At 63.0% G+C, this 25,714-nt stretch carries 21 protein-coding genes; 16 read left to right on the top strand and 5 right to left on the bottom strand.

Translation table 11 applies throughout. The annotated features are described in order from the left end of the window. The first annotated feature begins 48 nt into the window (after nucleotides 1-48). From F8N82_RS25855 to gcvP, 10 genes are all read left to right on the top strand, one after another. Nucleotides 49-606 (top strand): YecA family protein, encoded by a 558-nt coding sequence (locus tag F8N82_RS25855; protein WP_038998128.1) that lies wholly within the window; start codon nucleotides 49-51, stop codon nucleotides 604-606. Nucleotides 607-629: 23 nt separating this feature from the next. Next, a complete protein-coding gene (pepP, locus tag F8N82_RS25860; protein WP_038998129.1) occupies nucleotides 630-1,964 on the top strand; it encodes a Xaa-Pro aminopeptidase in 1,335 nt (444 codons plus the stop codon). Continuing rightward, the gene (gene ubiH, locus F8N82_RS25865) at nucleotides 1,961-3,154 is read left to right on the top strand and encodes a 2-octaprenyl-6-methoxyphenyl hydroxylase (protein ID WP_038998130.1); all 1,194 of its coding nucleotides are present in this window, start codon (nucleotides 1,961-1,963) and stop codon (nucleotides 3,152-3,154) included. Before pepP ends, ubiH begins: the two co-directional genes overlap by 4 nt. 2 nt (nucleotides 3,155-3,156) lie before the next feature. Next, nucleotides 3,157-3,639 (top strand): DUF4442 domain-containing protein, encoded by a 483-nt coding sequence (locus F8N82_RS25870; protein WP_038998131.1) that lies wholly within the window; start codon nucleotides 3,157-3,159, stop codon nucleotides 3,637-3,639. Between the two features lie 9 nt (nucleotides 3,640-3,648). Further along, nucleotides 3,649-4,866: a 2-octaprenyl-3-methyl-6-methoxy-1,4-benzoquinol hydroxylase gene (locus F8N82_RS25875; protein WP_162195928.1), complete on the top strand. Its 1,218-nt coding sequence runs from the start codon at nucleotides 3,649-3,651 to the stop codon at nucleotides 4,864-4,866. A 102-nt stretch (nucleotides 4,867-4,968) separates the two neighbouring features. Beyond that, nucleotides 4,969-5,970 carry an extracellular solute-binding protein gene (locus F8N82_RS25880; RefSeq protein ID WP_038998133.1) on the top strand — a complete coding sequence of 334 codons (1,002 nt, stop codon included), beginning with the start codon at nucleotides 4,969-4,971 and terminating at the stop codon, nucleotides 5,968-5,970. Between the two features lie 145 nt (nucleotides 5,971-6,115). Continuing rightward, on the top strand, nucleotides 6,116-7,738 hold the full coding sequence (locus F8N82_RS25885) for an ABC transporter permease (protein ID WP_038998135.1): 1,623 nt from the start codon (nucleotides 6,116-6,118) through the stop codon (nucleotides 7,736-7,738). A 121-nt stretch (nucleotides 7,739-7,859) separates the two neighbouring features. After that, on the top strand, nucleotides 7,860-8,942 hold the full coding sequence (gcvT, locus tag F8N82_RS25890) for a glycine cleavage system aminomethyltransferase GcvT (protein ID WP_038998136.1): 1,083 nt from the start codon (nucleotides 7,860-7,862) through the stop codon (nucleotides 8,940-8,942). A gap of 47 nt (nucleotides 8,943-8,989) precedes the next feature. Continuing rightward, complete coding sequence (gcvH, locus tag F8N82_RS25895; protein ID WP_038998137.1) at nucleotides 8,990-9,373, top strand: glycine cleavage system protein GcvH; 384 nt, start codon at nucleotides 8,990-8,992, stop codon at nucleotides 9,371-9,373. Between the two features lie 79 nt (nucleotides 9,374-9,452). Then, nucleotides 9,453-12,326 carry an aminomethyl-transferring glycine dehydrogenase gene (gene gcvP / locus F8N82_RS25900; protein ID WP_038998139.1) on the top strand — a complete coding sequence of 958 codons (2,874 nt, stop codon included), beginning with the start codon at nucleotides 9,453-9,455 and terminating at the stop codon, nucleotides 12,324-12,326. Nucleotides 12,327-12,442: 116 nt separating this feature from the next. On the opposite strand, the gene F8N82_RS25905 is transcribed toward gcvP, so the two are convergent. The 3 genes from F8N82_RS25905 to F8N82_RS25915 all read right to left on the bottom strand — a co-directional run bounded on the left by F8N82_RS25905 (nucleotide 12,443) and on the right by F8N82_RS25915 (nucleotide 14,943). Further along, nucleotides 12,443-12,760 carry a DUF2388 domain-containing protein gene (locus F8N82_RS25905; RefSeq protein WP_038998141.1) on the bottom strand — a complete coding sequence of 106 codons (318 nt, stop codon included), beginning with the start codon at nucleotides 12,758-12,760 and terminating at the stop codon, nucleotides 12,443-12,445. Nucleotides 12,761-12,851: 91 nt separating this feature from the next. Further along, complete coding sequence (locus F8N82_RS25910; RefSeq protein ID WP_038998143.1) at nucleotides 12,852-14,537, bottom strand: GspE/PulE family protein; 1,686 nt, start codon at nucleotides 14,535-14,537, stop codon at nucleotides 12,852-12,854. Between the two features lie 85 nt (nucleotides 14,538-14,622). Beyond that, nucleotides 14,623-14,943: a hypothetical protein gene (locus F8N82_RS25915; protein WP_052251610.1), complete on the bottom strand. Its 321-nt coding sequence runs from the start codon at nucleotides 14,941-14,943 to the stop codon at nucleotides 14,623-14,625. A 125-nt stretch (nucleotides 14,944-15,068) separates the two neighbouring features. On the opposite strand from F8N82_RS25915, the gene F8N82_RS25920 reads away from it, so the two are divergent. Next, nucleotides 15,069-15,539, top strand: coding sequence for an Lrp/AsnC family transcriptional regulator (locus tag F8N82_RS25920; RefSeq protein ID WP_038998144.1), 471 nt, complete (start codon nucleotides 15,069-15,071; stop codon nucleotides 15,537-15,539). A 3-nt stretch (nucleotides 15,540-15,542) separates the two neighbouring features. On the opposite strand, the gene F8N82_RS25925 is transcribed toward F8N82_RS25920, so the two are convergent. Continuing rightward, entirely contained in the window at nucleotides 15,543-16,910 is a 1,368-nt protein-coding gene (locus F8N82_RS25925) for an inorganic triphosphatase (protein ID WP_038998145.1), read from the bottom strand. A gap of 126 nt (nucleotides 16,911-17,036) precedes the next feature. On the opposite strand from F8N82_RS25925, the gene argE reads away from it, so the two are divergent. After that, entirely contained in the window at nucleotides 17,037-18,194 is a 1,158-nt protein-coding gene (gene argE / locus F8N82_RS25930) for an acetylornithine deacetylase (protein WP_038998146.1), read from the top strand. A gap of 115 nt (nucleotides 18,195-18,309) precedes the next feature. Then, a complete protein-coding gene (argA, locus tag F8N82_RS25935; RefSeq protein WP_038998147.1) occupies nucleotides 18,310-19,608 on the top strand; it encodes an amino-acid N-acetyltransferase in 1,299 nt (432 codons plus the stop codon). A 68-nt stretch (nucleotides 19,609-19,676) separates the two neighbouring features. On the opposite strand, the gene F8N82_RS25940 is transcribed toward argA, so the two are convergent. Continuing rightward, nucleotides 19,677-21,053, bottom strand: coding sequence for a glutamine synthetase family protein (locus F8N82_RS25940; RefSeq protein ID WP_038998148.1), 1,377 nt, complete (start codon nucleotides 21,051-21,053; stop codon nucleotides 19,677-19,679). Nucleotides 21,054-21,658: 605 nt separating this feature from the next. On the opposite strand from F8N82_RS25940, the gene F8N82_RS25945 reads away from it, so the two are divergent. The 3 genes from F8N82_RS25945 to F8N82_RS25955 all read left to right on the top strand — a co-directional run bounded on the left by F8N82_RS25945 (nucleotide 21,659) and on the right by F8N82_RS25955 (nucleotide 25,689). Beyond that, nucleotides 21,659-23,017, top strand: coding sequence for a glutamine synthetase family protein (locus tag F8N82_RS25945; RefSeq protein WP_038998150.1), 1,359 nt, complete (start codon nucleotides 21,659-21,661; stop codon nucleotides 23,015-23,017). Between the two features lie 47 nt (nucleotides 23,018-23,064). Continuing rightward, on the top strand, nucleotides 23,065-24,423 hold the full coding sequence (locus F8N82_RS25950; protein WP_038998151.1) for an aspartate aminotransferase family protein: 1,359 nt from the start codon (nucleotides 23,065-23,067) through the stop codon (nucleotides 24,421-24,423). Nucleotides 24,424-24,591: 168 nt separating this feature from the next. Further along, the gene (locus tag F8N82_RS25955) at nucleotides 24,592-25,689 is read left to right on the top strand and encodes a polyamine ABC transporter substrate-binding protein (protein WP_038998152.1); all 1,098 of its coding nucleotides are present in this window, start codon (nucleotides 24,592-24,594) and stop codon (nucleotides 25,687-25,689) included. Nucleotides 25,690-25,714: the final 25 nt, after the last annotated feature.

Below are 25,714 nucleotides of genomic sequence, written 5' to 3' on the forward strand. Positions count from 1 at the left end.
TACAAGGTCTTCATTCTAGTCATTGCGCCGTCTGGCGCCTAGTTGCCCATGCCCAATATCAATTCGCCGTACACCGCTTTCGCCACCTTGCTCAGCAGTAACGGGCATCCTGTTTCCCCTGCCGAACTGCACGGGCTGTTGCTCGGACGCAGCTGCGCCGGTGCCGGCTTCGATGCCGACGCGTGGCTGGCAGACGCCGCCGGCCTGCTGGAAAGCGAGCCGGTAGACAACGTTCGTAACGCTTTGATCGGCCTGCAAGAAATGGTCAAAGGCGAACTCACCAGTGACGATATCACCGTCGTGCTGTTGCTGCCGGGTGATGATGAGCCGCTGACCGAGCGTGCCGCCGCCCTGGGTCAATGGTGCCAAGGCTTCATTGCCGGTTTCGGCCTGAATGCCGGTGGCAAGGAACTGAGCACCGAGGCCAAGGAAGTGCTGCAGGACCTGGTCGCTATCTCTCAGGTCCAGGACGCCCTGGAAGAATCCGAAGACGGCGAAAACGACTATATGGAAGTCATGGAATACCTGCGCGTCGCTCCGCTGCTGCTCTACACAGAGCTGGCAAAGCAGTCGGTCGAGCCTGCGGCCAAACCTTCGCTGCACTGATCAACCACGGACTGCCACTGCCCATGAGCCACATCCCCAAGTCGGAATACGCCCGTCGACGCAAGGCGCTGATGGCGCAGATGGAACCCAACAGCATCGCCATCCTGCCCGCCGCCGCGGTTGCCATCCGCAACCGCGACGTCGAGCACGTGTACCGTCAGGACAGCGATTTCCAGTACCTCAGCGGCTTCCCTGAGCCCGAGGCGGTGATCGCCCTGATCCCTGGCCGCGAGCATGGCGAGTACGTGCTGTTCTGCCGTGAGCGCAATCCCGAGCGCGAGCTCTGGGATGGCCTGCGCGCTGGCCAGGACGGCGCGATCAGCGACTTTGGCGCCGATGACGCCTTCCCCATCACCGATATCGACGACATCCTCCCCGGCCTGATCGAAGGCCGCGACCGGGTGTACTCGGCCATGGGCAGCAACCCCGAGTTCGACCGCCACCTGATGGACTGGATCAACGTGATTCGCTCCAAGGCGCGCCTGGGCGCCCAGCCGCCGAACGAATTCGTTGCCCTGGATCATCTGCTGCACGACATGCGCCTGTATAAATCGGCGGCGGAAGTGAAGGTGATGCGTGAGGCTGCGGCGATTTCCGCCCGCGCCCACGTGCGGGCCATGCAGGCGTGTCGCGCCGGTTTGCGCGAGTACAGCCTGGAAGCCGAGCTGGACTACGAGTTCCGCAAGGGTGGGGCGAAGATGCCGGCCTACGGCTCGATCGTCGCCGCCGGACGCAACAGCTGCATCCTGCATTACCAGGAAAACGACGCGCCGCTCAAGGACGGTGACCTGGTGTTGATCGACGCCGGTTGCGAGATCGACTGCTACGCCAGCGACATCACCCGCACCTTTCCGGTCAGCGGGCGTTTTTCGCCGGAGCAGAAGGCCATTTATGAACTGGTGCTCAAGGCTCAGGAGGCGGCCTTTGCGGTCATTGCCCCCGGCAAGCACTGGAACCACGCCCATGAAGCAACGGTGCAGGTAATTACCGAAGGCCTGGTGGAGCTGGGCCTGCTCAAGGGCCAGGTGCAGGAACTGATTGAAAGCGAAGCCTACCGGGCCTTCTACATGCACCGCGCCGGGCACTGGCTTGGCATGGATGTGCACGATGTTGGCGAGTACAAGGTCGGCGGCCAGTGGCGGGTGCTCGAGCCGGGCATGGCCTTGACCGTGGAGCCAGGCATCTACATCGGTGCCGATAACCAGAGTGTCGCGAAAAAATGGCGCGGCATCGGTGTGCGAATCGAGGATGACGTAGTGGTAACCAAGCAGGGCTGTGAAATCCTGACCTCCGGCGTACCCAAGACGGTTGCCGAAATCGAAGCCTTGATGGCTGCCGCGCGCAGTGACGCGGCATGAGCCGGGTCAACCTGGCAATCATTGGCGGCGGCCTGGTCGGCGCCAGCTTGGCCCTGGCCTTGCAGGCCGGCGCCAAGGCCCGTGGCTGGAAGATCCTGCTGATCGAGCCGTTCGCCCCGGGTGACAGTTTTCAGCCGAGCTATGACGCGCGTTCTTCGGCGTTGTCCTTCGGTACCCGGCAAATTTACGAGCGCCTCGGCCTGTGGCAGCAGATCAGCCGCCGCGCCGAGCCGATCCGCCAGATCCAGGTCTCCGACCGTGGGCGCTTTGGCGCCACGCGTCTGGATGCCCTGGAAGAAGGCGTGCCGGCGCTCGGCTATGTGGTCGAGAATGCCTGGCTCGGCCAGTGCCTGTGGAAAGGCCTGGACGCCGAGGTGGTGAGCTGGCGCTGCCCGGCTGAAGTCACCGCCATGCAGGTGCTGGAAGACGGCTATCGGTTGTCGCTCAACGACGACACCACGCTTGAGTGCGACCTTGCGGTGCTGGCCGACGGCGGCCGTTCCGGCCTGCGCGAGCAGATGGGCATTCATGTCAGCCAGCGGCCGTATAACCAGAGCGCTCTGATCGCCAACATCACCCCGAGCGAAGCTCACTGCGGCCAGGCCTTCGAGCGCTTTACCGATGACGGGCCGATGGCCTTGCTGCCATTGCCGGAAAACCGCTGCGCGCTGGTCTGGACCCGCGCCGGGATGGATGCCAAGCGCCTGGCCGAGCTGGACGAACGCAGCTTCCTCAGCGAGCTGCAGGACGTGTTTGGCTACCGCCTCGGCGCCCTGCGCCAGGTTGGCGCCCGGCACCTGTATCCGTTGTCGCTGGTCGAAGCCCAGGAGCAGGTACGTCCGCACCTGGTGGTCCTCGGCAACGCCGCGCACAGCCTGCATCCCATTGCCGGGCAGGGCTTCAACCTGTCGCTGCGCGATGTGCAGTCACTGGCCGACGGCTTGCTGGCCAACCCCGGGTTGCCGGGTGACTTTGCCACCTTGCAGGCCTACCGCGAGCGCCAGCGCCTGGACCAGGACCTGACCGTGGGCTTCTCCGACCGCGTCACCCGTTTGTTCGGCAGCGCCCAACCGTTGGTGGCCACCGGCCGCAACCTGGGCCTGCTCGGCCTTGACCTGCTGCCGCCGGCCAAGCGCTGGTTCGCCCGCCAGGCCATGGGCCTGGGGACTCGCCCGGACCCACGGAGCTGAGCATGAGCGACCCGCGCAAACTGGCCCGGCGCGCGCGCAGGCTGCGCTGGCTGTTGAACATTTACCCACCGTACCTGGGCGCGGGCATTCGTGTGCTCAGCGTCAGCCCCGACCTGCGCCACATACGCGTGCGCATGGGCCTGCGCTGGTTCAACCGCAACTATGTCGGCACCCAGTTCGGCGGCAGCCTGTACTCGATGGTCGACCCGTTCTACATGCTGATGCTGATTGAACTGCTCGGGCGGGAGTACATCGTCTGGGACAAGGCTGCCAGCATCGACTTCGTATCTCCGGGCAAAGGCCCGGTGTTCGCTGAGCTGCGCATCGACGATGCCTTGCTCGACGACATCCGCCAGCACACCGCCGGCGGCAAAAAGTACCTGCCACGACTTCAGGTCGATATCCGCGACGCCGCCGGTGAGCTGGTGGCGCGGGTCGACAAAACCCTTTACGTGCGGCTCAAGCCGCAAGCGAGACAGGCTTAAGGCATGGAAATGCGCGCAGATCTGTTGATTGTCGGTGCCGGTATGGTCGGCAGTGCCCTGGCCCTGGCGTTGCAGCACAGCGGCCTGGAAATTCTCTTGCTCGATGGCAGCCCCTTGTCGATCAAACCTTTCGACGAGCAGTCGGCGTTCGAGCCGCGGGTCAGCGCCTTGTCGGCGGCCAGCCAGCGCATTCTCAAACGCCTGGGCGCCTGGCAGGGGATCAGCGAGCGGCGCCTGAGCCCTTACTCGGACATGCGTGTGTGGGATGGCAGCGGCACCGGCCAGATCCACTTCTCGGCGGCCAGCGTGCATGCCGAAGTGCTTGGCCATATCGTCGAAAACCGCGTGGTCCAGGATGGCCTGCTGGAGCGCTTGCACGACAGCGAAATCGGCCTGCTGGCCAATGCCCGCCTGGAGCAGATGCGCCGCTCCGGTGACGACTGGCTGCTGACCCTTGCCGACGGTCGCACCCTGCGCGCGCCGCTGGTGATTGCCGCCGATGGCGCCAACTCGGCGGTGCGCCGCCTGACCGGCTGTGAGACCCGTGAGTGGGATTACCTGCACCACGCCATCGTCACCAGCGTGCGTTGTGCCCAGCCCCATCAGGCGACCGCCTGGCAGCGCTTTACCGATGAGGGGCCGCTGGCGTTCCTGCCACTGCTGCGCGATGGCCAGCAGGACTGGTGCTCGATCGTCTGGTCGACCACCCCGGAACAGGCTGAACACTTGATGGCGTTGAGCGACGAGGCGTTCTGCGTCGAGCTTGAGCGCGCCTTCGAAGGGCGCCTGGGCGGCGTGCTGCAGGCCGATCCGCGAGTCTGCGTGCCACTGCGCCAACGTCACGCCAAACGCTACGTGGCTGAAGGCCTGGCGCTGATCGGCGATGCCGCGCACACCATTCACCCGCTGGCCGGGCAGGGCGTCAACCTTGGTTTTCTCGACGCTGCGGTGCTGGCCGAAGAGCTGCAACATGCCTACGAGCGTGGTGAGCGCCTGGCTGATATTCGCGTATTGAGCCGTTTCGAGCGCCGGCGCATGCCGCACAACCTGGCCTTGATGGCAGCGATGGAAGGCTTCGAGCGCCTGTTCCAGGCCGATCCACTGCCGCTGCGCTGGCTGCGCAACAGTGGCCTGAAGTGGGTCGAGCAACTGCCCGAGGCCAAGGCCCTGTTCGTGCGCCAGGCCCTGGGCTTGAGCGGTGACCTGCCGGAACTGGCGCGGGTCTGAGGGCCCCGCAACATCTGGTAACTCCTCCCTTGTGAGTTCGGTTGAGAAGCCAAATGGGATTAACTACCATTTGCGCCTCTCAAATGTTCCGAGGACCGCACCATGTTGCCACGCAAGCACGTACTGGCCGCCCTGGCTCTGACCCTGTTCGGCACTGGTGCCCAGGCGGCGGACGAGGTGGTGGTGTATTCCTCGCGCATCGACGAGCTGATCAAGCCGGTATTCGACGCCTACACCAAAGAGACCGGGGTGAAGATCAAGTTCATCACCGACAAGGAAGCGCCGCTGATGCAGCGGATCAAGGCCGAAGGCGAGAACGCCACCGCCGACCTGCTGCTCACCGTTGATGCCGGCAACCTCTGGCAGGCCGAGCAGATGGGCATCCTGCAGCCGATCAAGTCGGACATCATCGACAAGAACATCCCCGCCCAGTACCGCGCCTCGTCCCACGACTGGACCGGCCTGAGCCTGCGTGCACGGACCATTGCCTACTCCACCGACCGGGTCAAACCCGAAGAGCTGAGCACCTACGAAGCCCTGGCCGACAAGAACTGGGAAGGCCGCCTGTGCCTGCGCACGGCGAAGAAGGTCTACAACCAGTCGCTGACCGCCACCCTGATCGAAACCCATGGCGAGCAGAAGACCGAAGAAATCATCAAGGGCTGGGTCAATAACCTGTCCACCGACGTGTTCTCCGACGACACCGCCTTGCTCCAGGCGATCAACGCCGGCCAGTGCGACGTCGGTATCGTTAACACCTACTACTACGGCCGCCTGCACAAGGAAAACCCCAAGCTGGCAGTCAAGCTGTTCTGGCCCAACCAGGCGGACCGTGGCGTGCACGTCAACCTCTCGGGTATCGGCCTGACCAAGCATGCGCCGCATCCAGAGGCGGCGAAGAAGCTGGTTGAATGGATGACCGGTGCAGAGGCGCAGAAGATCTTCGCCGGCGTGAACCAGGAGTTCCCGGCCAACCCGGCAGTGGCGCCATCGGAAGAAGTGGCTGCCTGGGGCACGTTCAAAGCCGACAGCATTCCTGTGGAAGTGGCCGGCAAACGCCAGGCCGAAGCCATCCGCCTGATGGATCGGGCTGGCTGGAACTAAGCGCAAGGCTTTATCCTTGCGGGGCCCTATCGCGGGGCAAGTCGGGTCGCCGCACCGCCGCTCCCACAGGTATTGTGTGGGGGCGGCGGTGCGGCGACCCGACTTGCCCCGCGATTCGCCTTTGAATCCGCTAGAGAACTCCCCCTTGGCTCACCCCGCCCAACGCCGCTGGTACCCCCTGGTCTTCATCATCGCCTCGCTGGTGCTGCTGCCGCTGAGCGTGCTGTTGTTGTCCTGGCAGTCGGTCGACATGCAGATCTGGTCGCACCTGCTCGACACCCAGATGAGCCGTCTGCTGGGCAACACCTTGACGCTGATCCTCGGTGTCGGCGTTGGCGTGACGGTGCTGGGGGTAAGCCTGGCCTGGCTCACCAGCCTGTGCGAGTTTCCCGGGCGGCGCTGGCTCGACTGGGCGTTGATGCTGCCTTTCGCGATTCCGGCTTATGTGCTGGCGTTTGTGTTCGTCGGCCTGCTGGATTTCGCCGGCCCGGTGCAAACCATTTTGCGCGAGTGGTTCGGGCCCATGCGCCTGCCGCGGGTGCGTTCCACCGGCGGGGTAATTACCGTGCTGGTGTTGGTGTTCTATCCGTACGTCTACCTGCTGGCCCGTAACGCCTTCCTGGCCCAGGGCAAAGGCCTGATGGAAGCCGCGCGGGTACTGGGGCTGTCGCCGCTGCAGGCATTCTGGCGAGTCGCCATGCCCATGGCGCGGCCGGCCATCGGCGCCGGGGTGGCGTTGGCGTTGATGGAGACCCTGGCGGATTTCGGTGCGGTGTCCGTGTTCAACTTCGACACGTTCACCACCGCCATCTACAAGACCTGGTACGGCTTTTTCAGCCTTTCCAGCGCCGCCCAATTGGCCAGCCTGCTGTTGCTGGCGGTCATGCTGGTGCTCTACGGCGAGCGCCGTGCCCGCGGCGCGGTACGCGGCAGTAACGAACGGCCACGGGGCAAGGCCCTGTATCACCTGCGGGGCATCAAGGCCCTGGCCGCCAGCAGCTGGTGCCTCTTGGTATTTGCCTGTGCGTTCGTGGTGCCGATGCTGCAACTGTTGGTGTGGTTTTGGCAGCGCGGCCGTTTTGATCTCGACGAGCGCTATGCCGGCCTGATCTTGCATACCCTGTACCTGGGCGCGATGGCGGCGCTGATCACTGTCTGCGTCGCCCTGGTGCTGGCGTTTGCCCGGCGCCAGGCGCCGACTTCGGCCATCCGCGCCGGCGTCGGCCTGGCCAACCTGGGCTATGCCTTACCCGGTTCGGTGCTGGCGGTATCGATCATGCTGGCCTTCAGTTACCTCGATAACCAGTTGGTGGTGCCGCTGTCCAGCTGGTTGGGCGGCGCCGGCAAGCCGCTGTTGCTCGGCAGCCTGTCGGCCTTGCTGTTGGCCTACCTGGTGCGCTTTATCGCCGTGGCTTACGGCCCGCTGGAAAACAGCCTGGGGCGGATTCGCCCGTCCTTGCCGGAAGCTTCACGCAGCCTGGGGGTCAGCGGGCCAAGATTGTTTTTCAAGGTGTATCTACCCTTGCTGGTGCCCGGGGCAATGAGTGCGGCGCTGCTGGTGTTTGTCGACGTGCTCAAGGAAATGCCGGCGACCCTGCTGATGCGGCCGTTTGGCTGGGATACCCTGGCGGTTCGGGTGTTTGAGATGACCAGCGAAGGGGAGTGGTCGCGTGCCTCGTTACCGGCGCTGACCCTTGTGCTGGTCGGCCTGTTGCCAGTCATCGGCCTGATTCGACGTTCGGCCCGCCACCTCGGTCAAACGCGCTGAGGGTGTAAGCCTGCGTCCTTGCGGCTACAATGCGCGGCATTCGCTGCGGCCGGTCCTACAGACCGGGTAGCTGCATCGCTGCCAGCCGCCGTAGCCTCGCCACGCCCGGAAGGAGAAACCCATGGGACAGCGTACGCCTCTTTATGACCTGCACTTGGCCCTCGGCGCCAAGATGGTCGATTTTGGCGGTTGGGATATGCCCCTGCATTATGGCTCGCAGGTCGAGGAGCACCATCAGGTGCGCCAGGCCTGCGGCGTATTCGATGTATCCCATATGACCGTGATCGATGTCCGCGGCGCCCAGGCCGGCGTCTGGCTGCAGCAGGTACTGGCCAATGATGTCGATCGTCTGCACGCCACCGGCAAGGCCCTGTACAGCACCATGCTCAACGAGCAGGGCGGGGTAATCGACGACATGATCGTCTACCGCTGCGAAGACGGTTACCGCCTGGTGGTCAACGCCTCGACCCGCGACAAGGACCTGGCCTGGTTGCAAGCGCGCATGATCGGCTTCGAGGTCGAACTGAGCGAGCGCCCGGAGTTGGCGATCCTGGCCATCCAGGGTCCGCAGGCGCGGGAAAAAGTCACTGAACTGGTGACCGCCGCGCGCGCTGCGCTGATCCGTGAACTCAAGCCCTTTGAAGGCCTGGCCGACGGTGACTGGTTCATCGCCCGCACCGGTTACACCGGCGAGGATGGCCTGGAAATCATCTTCCCTGCAGTACAAGCCCCAGCATTCTTCAACGACCTGGTCGGCGCCGGCATCGCTCCCAGCGGCCTCGGCGCGCGCGATACCCTGCGCCTGGAAGCGGGAATGAACCTGTATGGTCAGGACATCGACGAAGCCCATACGCCGTTGACCTCGAACCTGGGCTGGAGCATCGCCTGGGAACCGGCAGCGCGCGATTTCATCGGCCGCAAAGGTCTGCTGGAAGAAATCGAGCATGGCGTCGAGCAGAAACTGGTCGGCCTGGTGCTCGAAGAACGCGGGGTTTTACGCGCCCGTCAGGTGGTTCGTGTCGCCGGGATTGGCGAAGGGGAGATCACCAGTGGTAGTTTCTCTCCTACGCTGAGCAAGTCCATTGCCCTGGCGCGGGTACCGATGGCCACCGCCGATCGTGCCGAGGTGGAGATTCGCGGCAAGTGGTACCCGGTGCGGGTGGTCAAGCCGACCTTCGTGCGCCATGGCAAGATCCTGATCTGAACCCAATTCTGGCGGGCCAACCGCTGACCCAATCGAGGACAACAATTATGAGCAATATCCCCGCCGACCTGCGTTTTGCCGAAAGCCACGAATGGGCCCGGCTGGAAGCTGATGGCACTGTGACTGTCGGGATCAGCGACCACGCCCAGGAAGCCTTGGGTGACGTGGTGTTCGTCGAGCTGGCGGAAATTGGCAAGGTCTTCGCTGCCGGCGATGCGGCGGGTGTGGTCGAGTCGGTCAAGGCAGCTTCCGACATCTACGCACCGGTCAGCGGTGAAGTGATTGCGGTCAACGAGGAGCTGGCCGACAGCCCTGAGTCGCTGAACAGCGATCCTTACACCAGCTGGATCTTCAAGCTCAAGCTAAGCGACAAGGCCGAGCTGGACAAGCTGCTCGACGCCGCCGGTTACAAAGCCGCCATCGGCGAATAGTTTCACGCAGGCGGCAATCTCTTCCTAGACTCAATATGCCTCGAGCGCTCGAGGCTTGGTCGAGGAAGAGAGAGCCGCTATGTCCCAGTCGCCGTCCCTGAGCCAACTGCAAGACCGCAATTCTTTCCTGCGTCGCCACCTGGGGCCCGATGCCTCGGAGCAGCAGGCCATGCTCGCCACCCTCGGCGTTGGCAGCCGGCGCGAGCTGATCGAGCAGACCGTGCCGCCGGGCATTCGCCTGATCCGGCCGCTGGACTTGCCTGACGCCCTCGATGAACAGGCCGCCCTGGCCAAGCTCAAGGGCTACGCCGAGCAGAACCAGGTGTGGACCAGCCTGATCGGTATGGGTTATCACGGCACCGTCACCCCCACCGTCATACTGCGCAACGTCCTGGAAAACCCGGGCTGGTACACCGCCTATACCCCGTATCAACCGGAAATCGCCCAGGGCCGCCTGGAAGCCTTGCTCAATTTCCAGCAGATGATCATCGACCTCACCGGTCTGGACCTGGCCAACGCCTCGTTACTCGACGAAGCCACTGCGGCGGCGGAAGCCATGGCCCTGGCCAAGCGCGTGGCCAAGTCGAAAAGCAATGCCTTCTTCGCCGATGAACACTGTCACCCGCAGACCCTCTCGGTGCTGCAGACCCGCGCCGAGGGCTTTGGCTTCGAACTGATCATCGACGCTGTGGATAACCTCGCCAAGTACCAGGTGTTCGGGGCCTTGTTGCAATACCCCGATACCCACGGCGAAGTGCGCGACCTGCGCCCGCTGATTACCCACCTGCATGCCCAGCAGGCACTGGCCTGTGTAGCGGCCGACCTGCTCAGCCTGGTAATGCTGATGCCGCCGGGCGAGCAGGGCGCCGATGTGGTGCTGGGCTCTTCCCAGCGCTTTGGCGTGCCCATGGGCTTTGGTGGCCCGCATGCCGCATATTTTGCCTGTCGTGACGCGTTCAAGCGGGCCATGCCCGGGCGCATTATCGGGGTGTCCAAGGATGCCCGCGGCAACACGGCGTTGCGCATGGCCCTGCAGACCCGCGAGCAGCATATCCGCCGCGAGAAGGCCAACTCCAACATCTGCACCGCGCAGGTGTTGCTGGCCAACATCGCCGCGTTCTATGCGGTGTATCACGGCCCGGAAGGCTTGCAGCGCATTGCCCAGCGCGTGCATGCGTTAACCTTCGTGCTTGCTGCGGGGCTTGAGAGCAAGGGCATCAAGCGCCTCAACCAACACTTCTTCGACACCTTGACCCTGGAAGTCGGCGGTAGCCAGACGGCCATCATCGAGAGCGCGGAAGCTGCACAGATCAACCTGCGGATTCTTGGGCGCGGTCAACTGGGCGTGAGCCTTGACGAGACCTGTGACGAAAATACCGTCATGCGCCTGTTCGATATCTTCCTCGGTGCCGACCATGGGCTGGACATCGCCAGCCTGGATGCCCTGGCGCAGCCCGAAGGCATTCCGCCGGCGCTGGTTCGGCGCTCGGGCTTTCTCAGCCACCCGGTGTTCAACCTGCACCACAGCGAAACCGAGATGCTGCGTTACCTCAAGCAGCTGGAGAACAAGGACCTGGCGCTGAACCAGTCGATGATCCCCTTGGGCTCGTGCACCATGAAACTCAATGCCAGCAGCGAGATGATCCCGATCACCTGGCCGGGCTTTGCCTTGCTGCATCCCTTCGCGCCCGCCGCGCAGGTGCAGGGCTACAAGGCGATGATCGACGAGCTGGAAAGCTGGTTGTGCGCGATCACTGGCTTCGATGCCATCTGCATGCAACCCAACTCCGGCGCCCAGGGCGAGTACGCCGGGCTGATGGCAATCGCCAAGTATCACCGCAGCCGCCACCAGCCCCAGCGCGATATCTGCCTGATACCGGCCTCGGCCCACGGCACCAACCCGGCCTCGGCGCAGATGGCCGGGATGCAGGTGCTGATCGTCGAGTGCGACCAGGCCGGCAACGTCGACCTGGCTGACCTCAAGGCCAAGGCGCAGGCAGCGGGCGACAAGCTGTCGTGCCTGATGGCCACCTATCCCTCGACCCACGGCGTGTACGAGGAGGGCATCAGCGAGATCTGCGAAGTTATCCACAAACACGGTGGTCAGGTGTACATGGACGGCGCCAACCTCAATGCTCAGGTCGGCCTGGCGCGGCCGGCGGATATCGGTGCCGATGTTTCGCACATGAACCTGCACAAGACCTTCTGCATCCCCCACGGTGGTGGTGGGCCGGGCATGGGCCCGATTGGTGTGCGGGCGCACTTGGCGCCCTTTGTCGCCAGCCACCCGGTCATCCCGCTACCCGGCCCCGACCCGCAGAACACAGCGGTCAGCGCCGCACCCTGGGGCAGCGCCAGCATCTTGCCGATCAGCTGGATGTACATCGCCATGATGGGGCCGCAACTGGCCGATGCCAGCGAGGTGGCGATCCTCTCGGCCAACTACCTGGCAGAGCAGTTGGGTGGGGCCTTCCCGGTGCTTTATCGCGGGCGTAACGAGCGGGTAGCGCATGAGTGCATCCTCGATCTGCGCCCGCTCAAGGCCCTGACCGGAATTACCGAGGAGGATGTGGCCAAGCGTTTGATGGATTACGGCTTCCACGCACCGACCATGTCCTTCCCGGTGCCGGGCACCTTGATGGTCGAGCCGACCGAGAGCGAGTCCAAGGCCGAACTGGACCGCTTTGTCGAGGCGATGTTGAGCATTCGCGCCGAGATCCGCGAAGTGCAGGAGGGTAACTGGCCGGCCGAAGACAATCCGCTCAAGCATGCGCCGCATACGCTTGAGGACGTGCTCGGGGTGTGGGAGCGGCCCTACAGCATTGCCCAGGGCGTGGCACCGAGTGCCCATGCGCGGCAGCACAAGTACTGGCCGGCGGTGAACCGGGTCGACAATGTGTATGGGGACCGGAATTTGTTCTGTGCCTGTGTGCCGGTGGATGATTACCGCTGAGGCAATTGTTTCGGGTAGGAGCGGCTTGCCCCGCGATGAGGCCAGTGCAGACAGGCTTTTTCGCATTCACGGGGCCAGTCGAGGCGTCGCACCGCCGCTCCTACAAGGGTTGCCGTTTACTCGCTGGCTACCGCATTCTTGGCCAGGATCGCATTGGCCAGTTCCATGTCGCTGACTTTCAGCCCCGGGTTGTCGGCGCGGACTTTCTGCATCGCCGCTTCCAGGTAAGGGCCGCGAATCGCGCCTTCGCTGGCGACAAAGCTGCCGGCATCATCTTGGGCCGCCACGACCAGCTTGTGATCCTTGGAGGTCAGGTAAGAGGACGCGGTGGTGGCGCCAGAAGAAATGACGTTGCGCCAGAAGGTATCGGCCATGGCAGATCCAACCGGCAGGGAGAGCAGGGCAAGGGTTGCGGCTGCAAGTTTGAAGCGCATTCGGGGTGACTCCAACGTAGGTGAACTGGGGGCTTTGATCGGCTTTACGCGAATCTAGTTCCCTGGCCGGGTAAAAGCTTTGGCGAACGCTTCAGGCCGTGACGCGGAGCACTTCTGCCTCGGTTGTCTGCCCTGTTGCGACTTTATCCATGCCACTTTGTTTGAGGCTCTTCATCCCTTCGTTCAGCGCCAGTTGGCGCAGGCTCAGCAGGTCAGTGTCAGGTTCGATGAGTGACTTGAACGCTTCGCCCATTCTCAGCAACTCGAAGATCGCACTACGGCCGTGATACCCGGTTTGCCGGCATTCTCGACACCCCACCGGCTGATAACCCGGCTGGGGTCCCTTGCAGTGCCTGCACAGGGTACGCACCAGACGTTGGGCCATGACCCCGATCAGGCTGGCCTTGAGCAGGTAGGGCGCGATACCCAGCTCAAGCAAGCGGGTAATGGCACTGCAGGCATCATTGGTATGTAGGGTCGAGAGCACCAGATGCCCGGTGAGGGCGGCCTGGATCGCCACTTGCGCGGTTTCCAGATCGCGTATTTCACCGATCATGATGACATCCGGGTCCTGGCGCAGCAGGGCGCGGGTGCCGGCGGCAAAGTTCAGGTCGATGGCCGGTTGCACCTGAAGTTGGTTGAAGGCCGGTTCGACCATCTCGATCGGGTCTTCGACGGTACACAGGTTGATCTGCGGGGTGGCCAGGTGCTTGAGGCTGGCATAGAGGGTGCTGGTCTTGCCTGAGCCGGTCGGCCCGGTGATCAGGATGATGCCGTGGCGATGGTCGAGCATGGCCAGCCAGCGGTTGAGGTCGGCGCCATCGAGGCCCAGTTGGGCAAAGTCCTGTTGCAGCAGTTGCGGGTCGAAGACGCGCAGCACCAGTTTTTCACCGAAGGTGGTGGGCAGGGTCGACAGCCGCAGCTCGACCTCCGCACCGCCAGGCAGGCGGGTCTTGATCCGGCCATCCTGGGGCCTGCGCTTTTCTGCGACATTCATGCGTCCCAGGCTTTTCAGGCGGCTGACCACCGCCAGGGTCACTGGCGCCGGAAACTGGTAGACCGGGTGCAGCACGCCGTCGATGCGAAAGCGCAGCTGACCCAGGTCGCGCCGGGGCTCGAGGTGGATGTCGCTGGCGCGCTGGTCGAAGGCGTACTGCAACAGCCAGTCGACGATGCTGACGATATGCGCATCGTTGGCTTGCGCTTCAGGGGCGCGAGCCCCCAGTTCGAGCAACTGCTCAAGATTGCCCGCTACCATCGGCGTTGACTGTTGCTGGCTGGCGCCGCTGACCGATCGCGCGACCTGGAAGAACGTCTGGCTGAGCTGGCGGATCTGCACCGGGCTTGCCAGCACGCGTTTGATCGGCCGTTGCAGCACCTGGGAAAGGTCTGCTTCCCAGGCGCGTATATAGGGCTGCGCGCTGGCCACGGTGACGCCGCTGGCATCGGCGGCCACCGCCAGGATTGCGTGGCGACGGGCGAAGCCTGCGGACATCAGTCCGGTGAGCCGGGCAAGGTCGATTTCCAGGGGGTCGATATGCAGGTAAGGCAGGCCAGCCTGCCTGGCCAGCCATTGGCACAGGGTGTTCAGGTCCAGGGTTTGGCCAGGATTGCCCAGGTCGGCAAACTGCTGGCTGGCGATCCACTCCAGGGGGTGCTGGTCGCACTGCATGGGCGGGCAGTTGCGGCGATCAATCGGGCTGATGCGTTGATCGGCCACCAGCTCGCCAAGCAGGGTGCTCAGGTCGAGCCAGCGATCTTCGCTGAGGTTGTGCATGCGTGCGGGCTTCCTTGCCGCGCCACCGACAGTGGTGGCCTGAGCAAGGTTAGCCGCTGAGGCGGGCTTTCCACGGGGACAAGGGTTACCAGGCTTTTCCGGTCTCGCTCAATTGCACCTCGGTCACGCAGATCAGGTTGCGCATTTTTTGTGCAATCAGTTCGGCGCGGTGCCAGCTCAGGCCGCTGATGCCGATCTCGACAATAAGCAGGTCATCCTGCTGCTCAACATTCAATCGATGCGGTACCAGAAATTGCAGGGCAAACAGGTTGAGTACCCGGCACAGGCTATCGGGCTCGGCCTCGACCTGCAGTTGGTAGCAGACATTGCTGTGCACGTTGCTGGCGGCCCAGACATCGTTGCGCAAGGGCATAAGGGGGCTGTCGAACCGTTCGAGGGCGCTCATGGGTTTCTCCGAAGAAAGTGGAAAAATTTTTACATGCGGACCCGGGTATTTCTTCTCTATGATCGTGTGATATTGCTAGAAATCGAATAGCTCAATTCGTAATTGTCTGCTTTGGAGAAATAGTCATGCACAGCGAACTGGACACCTATGACCGGCGTATCCTGGCTTTGTTGCAGGAAGATGCCTCGCTCTCCAGCGCGCAGATCGCCGAGCGCGTGGGCTTGTCGCAGTCGCCTTGCTGGCGGCGCATCCAGCGCCTGAAAGAGGAGGGGGTGATTCGCGCCCAGGTGACCTTGCTCGATCGCAAGAAGATCGGCCTGAACACGCAGATTTTCGCCGAGGTCAAACTCAACGCCCACGGGCGCTCCAACTTCACCGAGTTCACCGAGGCGATCCGCGGCTTTCCGCAAGTGCTGGAGTGTTATGTGTTGATGGGTGCAGTGGATTTTCTGCTGCGCATTGTCACCCCGGACATCGAGGCCTACGAACGGTTCTTCTTCGAAAAGCTGTCGATGGTGCCGGGGATCCAGGAGGTCAACTCGACCGTGGCCTTGTCTGAAATCAAGTCCACGACGAGTCTGCCGGTATTGCCTTGAGCCTTACTTGCGCAGCAGGTGCTTCCAGCCGCGGCTCTGGAACACGGCCATGGCCTGGTGGACGCGGGCTTCGAGCACCTCGTCGCTGATCGGCAGGTTGGCCAGTTCCTGCAGCTTGTTCAGCTCACCGTACAGGCGGTCCAGGTCCGGGCTCTCCAGCACCTGACGGGCATGATGCAGCCAGGCCAGCAGGCGCTCGATGCGCGGCAGCTGCTCGGCGAGGTCTTCCGGCTGGCGATGGTACAGCGGCAGGTTCAGAGCCTTGGCTTCTTCGGCCAGCAGCACGTTCAGCCAGTTGCCCAGTTGTGCGGCACCCTGGCGGTCGCCGCGTTTGTTGCGCTCGACGGTCCAGGCGCGGGCCAGCAGCCAGCGTGAGGTTTCCAGAGAGAACTGGCCCCAGCGGGTTTCCAGCAGTTCTTCGGCGAACTGCTCGGGCGCAGCGCGGCGCACGTCTTCATCGTCGGCACCGGCCAGCACCAGCGGGCGCCAGTCTTCGAGCAGGGCGTCGAGGCTGTTGCGCAGCTCGCGGGTGCTGGCGCGTGGGCCGGCCTGGCCGAGGCTGCTGGTCAGGGCACGCAGTTCCCAGAGGCTGTCGACCCAGTCCTGCAGCAGGCGCCAGTGGCCATTGAAGCGGTATTGTTCGGCCAGGCGCTGGCTGCTGCCGAGCAACTGCCAGGCCAGCGCGGCGAACGCGTCGTCCAGCGACATTTCGGCGTTCAGTTCAGCCGCAGGCAGGCTCAGGGCGTAGCTGCCGGCGTCGAGCAGGCGGTAACCGCGCTCGGCCTTGCTGATGTCGCACGGCATCAGCGCCAGCTTGGCCGACAGCTCGGCAGCCAGTTCCAGCAGGGCTTCGGGAGCGCCTTCGCGCAGCTCAAGCTCCAGCTCGCAGATTTCTTCCTTCTGCTTGCCGGCGACCACGGTGCCGAGGTCCAGGGCGGCTTCGATCACCACTTTGGCCTTGCCGCGGCCCCAGGCGATTTCGGCGTATTCACGGGTGAAGTCGGTGGTGAACAGCGCCTTGATGGTCTTTTTGTCGACATCGGCCAGTTGCTCCGGCCAGCATTCGGCGTCGAGCTTCTTCAGGTCGAGCTTGGCCTTGGGCAACTGCCATTCGAACTCGTTGCGCTGGGACAGGCCGGCGACGCTCTGGCCACGGGTCTTGAGGGTCTGGATGACCACGTCGCCGTCGCGGCGCAGGCGCAGGGCGACCTTGGCGGCGGCCAGGTCACGCTCCGGGGTGTCGAAGTACTGGTTGAGCAGTTCGCGGCTTTGCCACCCGGACTTGTTGCGCTTGTTCAGCAATGGGTGTTCTCGCAGGGCGGCGAGGGTCTCGCGGCTGACCCGCAGTTTGATTTCGGTTTCTTTATGCATTGCTGGGTAATCCAGGCTCGAATGACAGGGAGCGTCTTGGGGGTGCAGTGTACAGGAGTCGGCTCGCGGCGGTTTATTCCCGGTGCCGGATGGCCCTATGATGAGCTTCGCCCAAGGAGAAAGCGCATGCCGTTGCCATCGCTCAAAGAGCAGTTCGCCGCCCTGATCGCCGCACCATCGGTCAGTTGTACCCAGCCGTCGCTGGATCAGTCCAACCGCGCGGTGATCGACCTGCTGGCCGGCTGGCTGGGGGACTTGGGTTTTACCTGCGACATCCAGCAGGTGACCCCGGGCAAGTTCAACCTGCTGGCGAGCTACGGCAGCGGCCCGGGCGGCCTGGTGCTGGCCGGGCACAGCGATACTGTGCCGTACGATCCCGAGCTGTGGCAGACCGACCCGCTCAAGCTGACCGAGGTCGACGGGCGTTGGGTCGGCCTGGGCAGTTGCGACATGAAGGGCTTTTTTGCCCTGATCATCGAAGCCGTGCAGCCGTTGCTGGCCCATGACTTCAAGCAGCCGCTACTGATTCTCGCCACCTGTGACGAAGAAAGCTCGATGGCCGGCGCCCGCGCCCTGGCCGAGGCCGGCCGGCCCCTGGGCCGTGCGGCGGTGATCGGTGAGCCGACCGGGCTCAAGCCGGTCCGGCTGCACAAGGGGGTGATGATGGAGCGCATCGACATTCTCGGGCGCAGCGGTCATTCGTCCGACCCAAGCCTGGGCCATAGCGCCCTGGAGGCCATGCACCAGGTGATGGGCGAGTTGATGAACCTGCGCCGGCAGTGGCAGCGGGAATACAACAACGCCCAGTTCAGCGTGCCGCAACCGACGATGAACTTCGGCTGCATTCATGGTGGCGACAACCCCAACCGCATCTGTGGCCAGTGCGCCCTGGAATTCGACCTGCGCCCGCTGCCCGGCATGGACCCAGAGGTGCTGCGCAGCGCCATTCGGCACAAACTGGCGCCACTGGCCGAGCAGCATCAGGTGCGCATCGACTATGCGCCGCTGTTCCCCGAGGTGCCGCCGTTCGAGCAGGCCGCCGATGCGGAACTGGTACGGGTAGCCGAACGTCTTACCGGTCATCGCGCCGAAGCGGTAGCCTTTGGCACCGAAGCACCTTATCTTCAGCGCCTGGGATGCGAGACCCTGGTGCTCGGCCCCGGTGACATCGCCTGCGCCCACCAGCCGGGCGAGTACCTTGAAATGTCACGCTTGCAGCCTACTGTGCGTCTATTGCGTGAGTTGATCGAACATTATTGCCTCAGCCCGGTAATTGCCCGCTGAGCTGAACCGTTTTGCAGAGGAGATTGCGCGTGACGCCAAGCCTGTTCCGACGATAACCCTTCGAGCGCTGTGTGCTTTCCCGTTCTTGTCCCTATTTTCTACAGGCTCTCCGGTTATGCCCGAATACGTCAATTGGCTGCGTCATGCTTCGCCTTACATCAACGCCCACCGCGACTGCACCTTCGTGGTGATGCTCCCGGGCGATGGTGTCGAACACCCCAACTTCGGCAATATCGTCCATGACCTGGTGCTGCTGCACAGTCTTGGCGTGCGCCTGGTGCTGGTCCACGGCTCGCGCCCGCAGATCGAAAGCCGCCTGGCTGCCCGCGGCCTGACCCCGCACTATCACCGCGGCATGCGCATCACCGATGCGGCGACGCTTGAATGCGTGATCGACGCCGTTGGCCACCTGCGCATCGCCATCGAAGCGCGTCTGTCGATGGACATGGCCGCCTCGCCAATGCAGGGCTCGCGCCTGCGCGTGGCCGCTGGCAACCTGGTTACCGCGCGGCCGATCGGCGTGGTCGAAGGCGTCGATTACCACCACACCGGCGAAGTGCGTCGGGTCGACCGCAAAGGCATCAACCGCCTGCTCGACGAGCGTTCCATCGTGCTGTTGTCGCCTTTGGGCTATTCGCCCACTGGCGAGATCTTCAACCTGGCCTGTGAAGACGTCGCCACCCGCGCCGCCATTGAACTGGGCGCCGACAAGCTGCTGCTGTTCGGCGCCGAGCGCGGTCTGCTCGATGAGCAAGGCCGGCTGGTGCGCGAGCTGCGTCCACAGCAAGTACCGGCGCACCTGCAGCGGCTGGGCAGCGATTACCAGGGCGAGCTGCTCGATGCCGCCGCAGAAGCCTGCCGGGGCGGCGTGGCGCGCAGTCATATCGTCAGCTATGGCGAAGATGGCGCCTTGCTCACCGAGCTGTTCACCCGCGACGGTGGCGGCACGTTGGTGGCCCAGGAGCAGTTCGAAAAGGTGCGTGAGGCGGCGATCGAGGATGTCGGCGGCTTGCTCGACCTGATCAGCCCGCTCGAGGAGCAGGGCATCCTTGTGCGTCGTTCGCGCGAGGTGCTGGAGCGTGAGATCGAGCAGTTCAGCGTGGTCGAGCGCGAAGGCATGATCATCGCTTGTGCGGCGCTGTATCCGATTGCCGATTCCGAGGCGGGCGAGCTGGCGTGCCTGGCGGTGAACCCGGAGTATCGCCACGGTGGCCGCGGTGACGAGCTGTTGGAGCGGATCGAGACGCGGGCGCGGGAGATGGGGCTCAATACCCTGTTTGTGCTAACAACGCGCACGGCGCACTGGTTCCGCGAGCGCGGCTTTGTGCCCAGCGGGGTCGAGCGGTTGCCGGCGGCGCGGGCATCGCTGTACAACTATCAGCGTAACTCGAAGATTTTCGAGAAGGCTTTGTAAAGCATCGTGGGTCAAGCCCGCTCCCACACTGTAGGAGCGGGCTTGACCCGCGATGAGGCCCTCAAGCATCAAACGGTATGCAGATACCAGTTGTACTCAAGGTCGGAGATGGAGTGTTCGAACTCCTCCAGCTCGCTCTCTTTACAGGCCACGAAGATATCGATGTATTTCGGATCGATGTACTTGGCCAGAATTTCGCTGTCGTCCAGTTCGCGCAGGGCATCGCGCAGGTTGTTCGGCAGGCTCTGCTCGTTCTGCTCGTAGGAGTTGCCTTCGGTCGGCTCGCCCGGGTCGACCTTGTTGGTCAGGCCATGGTGAACACCGGCCAGCACGGCGGCCATCAGCAGGTACGGGTTGGCATCGGCACCGGCTACGCGGTGTTCGATGCGCACGGCGTCTGGAGTGCCGGTCGGCACGCGCAGGGCCACGGTACGGTTGTCCAGGCCCCAGCTTGGCGAATTCGGCACGTAGAACTGGGAACCAAAACGGCGGTACGAGTTGACGTTCGGGCACAGGAACGCCATCGACGCCGGTAGGGTCTCGAGCACACCGCCGATCGCGTGACGCAGTGCGGCGTTCTGCTCGGGATCCTCGCTGGTGAAGATGTTCTTGCCATCTTTGTCCAGCACCGAGATATGGACATGCAGACCATTACCCGCCTGGCCCGGATAGGGCTTGGCCATGAAGGTGGTATCCATCTCATGGTCGTAGGCGATGTTCTTGATCAGGCGCTTGAGCAGCACCGCGTAGTCGCAGGCCTTCATCGGGTCGGCAACGTGGTGCAGGTTGACTTCGAACTGCGCCGGGGCGCTTTCCTTGACGATGGCGTCGGCAGGAATGCCTTGTTCCTTGGCGCCTTCGAGGATGTCCTGCAGGCAGTCGACGTACTCGTCGAGGTCGTCGATCAGGTAGACCTGGGTCGAAATCGGGCGTTTGCCGGAGATCGGCGAGCGCGGCGGTTGTGGACGGCCGTTCACGTTCTCCTGGTCGATCAGGTAGAACTCGAGCTCGAACGCGGCGCAGATGGTCAGGCCCAGCTCATCGAACTTGCTTACCACCTGACGCAGGACTTCCCGCGGGTCAGCGAAGAACGGCTCGCCTTCGAGTTCGTGCATGGTCATCAGCAATTGCGCGGTTGGGCGCTTTTGCCAAGGCTCATTGGACAGGGTGTCAGGAATTGGATAGCAGATGCGGTCAGCATCGCCGATGTCCAGGCCAAGGCCGGTGCTTTCGACGGTGGAACCGTTGATATCCAGGGCGAAGAGGGAGGCCGGCAGGTTGATGCCTTTCTCGTAAACCTTGTGGAGGCTGGTGCGCTCGATGCGCTTGCCGCGCACCACACCATTCATATCTGCAATCAGAAGGTCAACGTAGAGAACCTCAGGATGTTCCTTAAGGAACGCGTTCGCTTCGTTAAGCTGAACGGCACGCGGGGGTACCGACATGATGCAACACCTTTGTTGTTAAAAATATCAATCAATGGGGGCTTGCAGGTTCAGTCAATCGGAAAGCCTTGCTGAAGTCAAGCCAGCCCCATGATGCCCTAAAATGGCCCTCAAGCGGCATTTTTGCTGCAATTGGGGGCGCAGACAAGGGCTGCTTTCGTACGGTAACGGCGATCTTGAGCGGGCCGTGTTCTATTTTTTACGGGGGTGTTGTGTAAAAAAATGAACAAGGCTAAGCTCGGTGGCAACCCATAACACCAATAATACCGGGGGTTACATGTCACGCCTGCCGACAACCGGCATCATCGCCCGCCGTTCACAGAACGGCTTGCATGCGTTCCTCGCGGGTGGCTTGCGCCATGCGCCAGCACGTTGCGCCCCGGCTGAAATAATTGACGGCCCGGGCGTCCTGCCTGCTGCCGACGCTTCTTCGAATTACCTCTGCCATCACTATAGCGGGCTCGTCAGCCTTGCGGGAACTGCCCGTTACGGCTTCCCTGCGCCTGACTTTTGCTTTAGCTCCGTGGGGCATCCAGAATGTCTGGGACGGCCCACTCCGGGTTTCGTCCTGACGTCTGTCCAGACATTTACCTCCTGAGGTATTTATGAGTAGCAACCTCGACCAGCTCACCGATTGGTTGAAAGAACACAAGATCACCGAAGTCGAGTGTCTGATCAGCGACCTCACCGGTATCACCCGTGGCAAGATCTCGCCGACCAACAAGTTCATCGCCGAAAAAGGCATGCGCCTGCCCGAGAGCGTGCTGCTGCAGACCGTGACCGGCGACTATGTCGATGACGACATCTATTACGAACTGCTCGACCCGGCCGACATCGACATGATCTGCCGCCCCGACGAGAACGCGGTGTTTCTCGTGCCCTGGGCCATCGAGCCGACCGCCCAGGTGATCCACGACACCTACGACAAGCAGGGCAACCCGGTCGAGCTGTCGCCGCGCAACGTGCTCAAGAAAGTCTTGAAGCTCTACGCCGACAGGGGCTGGCAGCCGATCGTGGCGCCAGAGATGGAGTTCTACCTGACCAAGCGCTGCGAAGACCCGGACTTCCCGCTGCAGCCGCCGATCGGCCGCTCAGGGCGCCCGGAAACCGGCCGGCAGTCGTTCTCGATCGAAGCCGCCAACGAATTCGACCCGCTGTTCGAAGACGTCTACGACTGGTGCGAGCTGCAGAACCTGGACCTCGACACACTGATCCACGAAGACGGCACGGCGCAGATGGAAATCAACTTCCGTCACGGTAACGCCTTGTCGCTGGCCGACCAGATCCTGGTGTTCAAGCGCACCATGCGCGAGGCCGCGCTCAAGCACAACGTCGCCGCCACTTTCATGGCCAAGCCGATGACCGGCGAGCCGGGCAGTGCCATGCACCTGCACCAGAGCATCATTGACGTGCACACCGGCAAGAACATCTTCTCGGATGAAGACGGGCGCATGAGCGAGCTGTTCCTCAACCACGTCGGCGGCCTGCAGAAGTTCATCCCGGTGGTGCTGCCGCTGTTCGCGCCGAACGTCAACTCGTTCCGCCGCTTCCTGCCCGATACCTCGGCGCCGGTGAACGTCGAGTGGGGCGAAGAGAACCGCACCGTCGGCCTGCGCGTACCGGATGCCGGCCCGCAGAACCGCCGGGTCGAGAACCGCCTGCCAGGCGCCGACGCCAACCCGTACCTGGCCATCGCCGCCAGCCTGCTGTGCGGATACATCGGCATGGTCGAAGGCATCAAGCCAAGCGCGCCGGTACAGGGCCGAGGCTACGAGCGGCGCAACCTGCGCCTGCCGCTGACCATCGAGGACGCCCTGGAACGCATGGAAAACTGCAAGGCGCTGGAGCCCTACCTGGGCAAGAAATTCATCGCCGGCTACGTCGCGACCAAACGCGCCGAGCATGAAAACTTCAAACGCGTAATCAGCTCCTGGGAACGTGAGTTCCTGCTGTTTGCGGTCTGATCAACCCGGAGCCGCAGGACCGCGGCCGTCAACAAACGGAGAAGCACATGAGCGTCAACAACCCGCAAACCCGTGAGTGGCAAACCCTTAGCAGTGAGCATCACCTGGCACCTTTCAGTGACTATAAACAGCTGAAAGAGAAGGGGCCGCGGATCATCACCAAAGCCGAGGGCGTGCACCTGTGGGACAGCGAGGGCAACAAGATCCTCGATGGCATGGCGGGCCTGTGGTGCGTGGCGGTCGGTTACGGCCGTGAAGAGCTGGTTGAAGTGGCCGCCAAGCAGATGCGCGAGCTGCCGTACTACAACCTGTTCTTCCAGACTGCCCACCCACCGGCACTGGAGCTGGCCAAGGCCGTTTCCGCCGTGGCGCCCAAAGGCATGACCCATGTGTTCTTCACCGGTTCCGGTTCTGAAGGCAACGACACCAACCTGCGCATGGTCCGCCATTACTGGGCGCTCAAGGGCAAGCCGCAGAAGCAGGTGATCATCGGCCGTATCAACGGTTATCACGGTTCCACCGTGGCCGGCGCCGCCCTGGGTGGCATGAGCGGCATGCATGCACAGGGCGGGACGCTGCCGGGCATCGAGCACATCCCGCAGCCGTACTGGTTCGGTGAAGGCGGCGACATGACGCCGGACGAGTTCGGCGTGTGGGCCGCCGAGCAGCTGGAAAAGAAAATCCTCGAAGTCGGCGAAGACAACGTCGCCGCCTTTATCGCCGAGCCGATCCAGGGCGCCGGCGGGGTGATCATTCCGCCAGAAACCTACTGGCCGAAGATCAAGGAAATCCTCGCCAAGTACGAGATTCTGTTCATTGCCGACGAAGTGATCTGTGGCTTCGGTCGCACCGGTGAGTGGTTCGGCTCCGATTACTACGACCTCAAGCCCGACCTGATGACCATCGCCAAGGGTCTGACCTCCGGTTACATCCCCATGGGCGGTGTGATCGTGCGTGACGAAGTGGCCAAGGTGCTCAGCGAAGGCGGCGACTTCAACCACGGCTTCACCTACTCCGGTCACCCGGTGGCGGCCGCGGTGGGCCTGGAAAACCTGCGGATCCTGCGCGACGAGAAGATCATCGAGCGCGTTCACGCAGAAACGGCACCGTATTTGCAGAAACGTCTGCGCGAGCTCAACGATCACCCGTTGGTGGGCGAAGTACGCGGCCTGGGCATGCTCGGTGCCATCGAGCTGGTCAAGGACAAGGCGACCCGCGCACGTTACGAAGGCCAGGGGGCGGGCATGATCTGCCGCCAGTTCTGCTTCGACAACGGCCTGATCATGCGCGCCGTGGGCGACACTATGATCATTGCCCCGCCGCTGGTGATCAGCCATGCAGAGATCGACGAGTTGGTGGAAAAGGCGCGCAAATGCCTGGACCTGACGCTCGAAGCGCTGAAATAGCCAAGTGCTAGGCTAGCGTAATGGCATCAATGAGTTTCAAGGTGCCTCTTTTGTTGAAAGAGCGCCTTGTAACTTGCCAGACTAGCGACTGTTTCAGTCGCTCGGAGCTTGCGCCGAATAAGCCGGCCGCTGAACAGATGGCTAAATAAAAATTCTGGAGCATTACGCATGAAGAAATTGGGCAAGACGTTGTTGGCTATGTCCCTGATGGGCGCCATGGCCAGTGCTGTTCACGCGGATGACAAAGTTCTGCACGTCTATAACTGGTCCGACTACATCGCACCAGACACCGTCGCCAAGTTCGAAAAACAGACCGGCATCAAGGTCGTCTACGACGTTTTCGACAGCAACGAAACCCTCGAGGCCAAGTTGCTGGCAGGCAAGTCCGGCTATGACGTGGTAGTGCCGTCGAACAACTTCCTGGCCAAGCAGATCAAGGCCGGCGTCTATCAAGAGCTGGACCGCTCCAAGCTGGCGAACTGGAAGAACCTCGACGAAGACCTGCTCAAGGCCGTCGGCGATGCCAGCGACCCGGGCAACAAATATGCGTTCCCCTACATGTGGGGCTCCATCGGCATCGGCTACAACCCAGAGAAGGTCAAGGCCGCACTGGGCATCGACAAGATCGATTCCTGGGACGTGGTGTTCAAGCCCGAGAACATCGAAAAGCTCAAGAGCTGCGGCGTGAGCTTCCTCGATGCACCGACCGAGATGATCCCGGCGGCGCTGCACTACCTGGGCAAGCCGACCAACAGCACCCGCAAGGAAGACCTCAAAGCCGCCGAAGACCTGTTCCTGAAAGTCCGTCCGTCGATCGGCTACTTCCACTCCTCCAAGTACATCTCGGACCTGGCCAACGGCAACATCTGCGTGGCCGTGGGTTACTCGGGTGACCTGGAGCAGTCCAAGGCCCGTGCCCATGAAGCCGGTGACAAGGTCAAGCTGGACTACATCATTCCGAAAGAAGGTGCCGGTACCTTCTACGACATGGTTGCCATCCCTAAAGATGCCGCCAACGTCGACGCTGCCTACCAGTTCATGGACTTCCTGATGCAACCGGAAGTCATGGCCGAGATCACCAATGCCGTACGTTTCCCGAACGGCAACAAGGCGGCAACCCCGCTGGTGGACAAGGACATTTCGGGCGATCCGAGCATCTACCCGCCGGCTGATGTGAAGAAGCAGCTGTACGCCATTGCTGACCCGGGTGCCAAGGCCCAGCGCGAAATTACTCGCAGCTGGACCAAGATCAAATCGGGCAAGTAAACCTGGTTACCTCCCTGGGTGCGGT

The sequence above is a fragment of the Pseudomonas fluorescens genome (genome assembly GCF_902497775.2).
GTDB lineage: Bacteria > Pseudomonadota > Gammaproteobacteria > Pseudomonadales > Pseudomonadaceae > Aquipseudomonas > Aquipseudomonas putida_F.

Coding starts and splice junctions, on each gene's coding strand:
- F8N82_RS25855 (WP_038998128.1), top strand. CDS start 49: ATGCCCAATATCAATTCGCCGTACACCGCTTTCGCCACCTTGCTCAGC.
- pepP (WP_038998129.1), top strand. CDS start 630: ATGAGCCACATCCCCAAGTCGGAATACGCCCGTCGACGCAAGGCGCTG.
- ubiH (WP_038998130.1), top strand. CDS start 1,961: ATGAGCCGGGTCAACCTGGCAATCATTGGCGGCGGCCTGGTCGGCGCC.
- F8N82_RS25870 (WP_038998131.1), top strand. CDS start 3,157: ATGAGCGACCCGCGCAAACTGGCCCGGCGCGCGCGCAGGCTGCGCTGG.
- F8N82_RS25875 (WP_162195928.1), top strand. CDS start 3,649: ATGCGCGCAGATCTGTTGATTGTCGGTGCCGGTATGGTCGGCAGTGCC.
- F8N82_RS25880 (WP_038998133.1), top strand. CDS start 4,969: ATGTTGCCACGCAAGCACGTACTGGCCGCCCTGGCTCTGACCCTGTTC.
- gcvT (WP_038998136.1), top strand. CDS start 7,860: ATGGGACAGCGTACGCCTCTTTATGACCTGCACTTGGCCCTCGGCGCC.
- gcvH (WP_038998137.1), top strand. CDS start 8,990: ATGAGCAATATCCCCGCCGACCTGCGTTTTGCCGAAAGCCACGAATGG.
- gcvP (WP_038998139.1), top strand. CDS start 9,453: ATGTCCCAGTCGCCGTCCCTGAGCCAACTGCAAGACCGCAATTCTTTC.
- F8N82_RS25905 (WP_038998141.1), bottom strand. CDS start 12,760: ATGCGCTTCAAACTTGCAGCCGCAACCCTTGCCCTGCTCTCCCTGCCG.
- F8N82_RS25910 (WP_038998143.1), bottom strand. CDS start 14,537: ATGCACAACCTCAGCGAAGATCGCTGGCTCGACCTGAGCACCCTGCTT.
- F8N82_RS25915 (WP_052251610.1), bottom strand. CDS start 14,943: ATGAGCGCCCTCGAACGGTTCGACAGCCCCCTTATGCCCTTGCGCAAC.
- F8N82_RS25920 (WP_038998144.1), top strand. CDS start 15,069: ATGCACAGCGAACTGGACACCTATGACCGGCGTATCCTGGCTTTGTTG.
- F8N82_RS25925 (WP_038998145.1), bottom strand. CDS start 16,910: ATGCATAAAGAAACCGAAATCAAACTGCGGGTCAGCCGCGAGACCCTC.
- argE (WP_038998146.1), top strand. CDS start 17,037: ATGCCGTTGCCATCGCTCAAAGAGCAGTTCGCCGCCCTGATCGCCGCA.
- argA (WP_038998147.1), top strand. CDS start 18,310: ATGCCCGAATACGTCAATTGGCTGCGTCATGCTTCGCCTTACATCAAC.
- F8N82_RS25940 (WP_038998148.1), bottom strand. CDS start 21,053: ATGTCGGTACCCCCGCGTGCCGTTCAGCTTAACGAAGCGAACGCGTTC.
- F8N82_RS25945 (WP_038998150.1), top strand. CDS start 21,659: ATGAGTAGCAACCTCGACCAGCTCACCGATTGGTTGAAAGAACACAAG.
- F8N82_RS25950 (WP_038998151.1), top strand. CDS start 23,065: ATGAGCGTCAACAACCCGCAAACCCGTGAGTGGCAAACCCTTAGCAGT.
- F8N82_RS25955 (WP_038998152.1), top strand. CDS start 24,592: ATGAAGAAATTGGGCAAGACGTTGTTGGCTATGTCCCTGATGGGCGCC.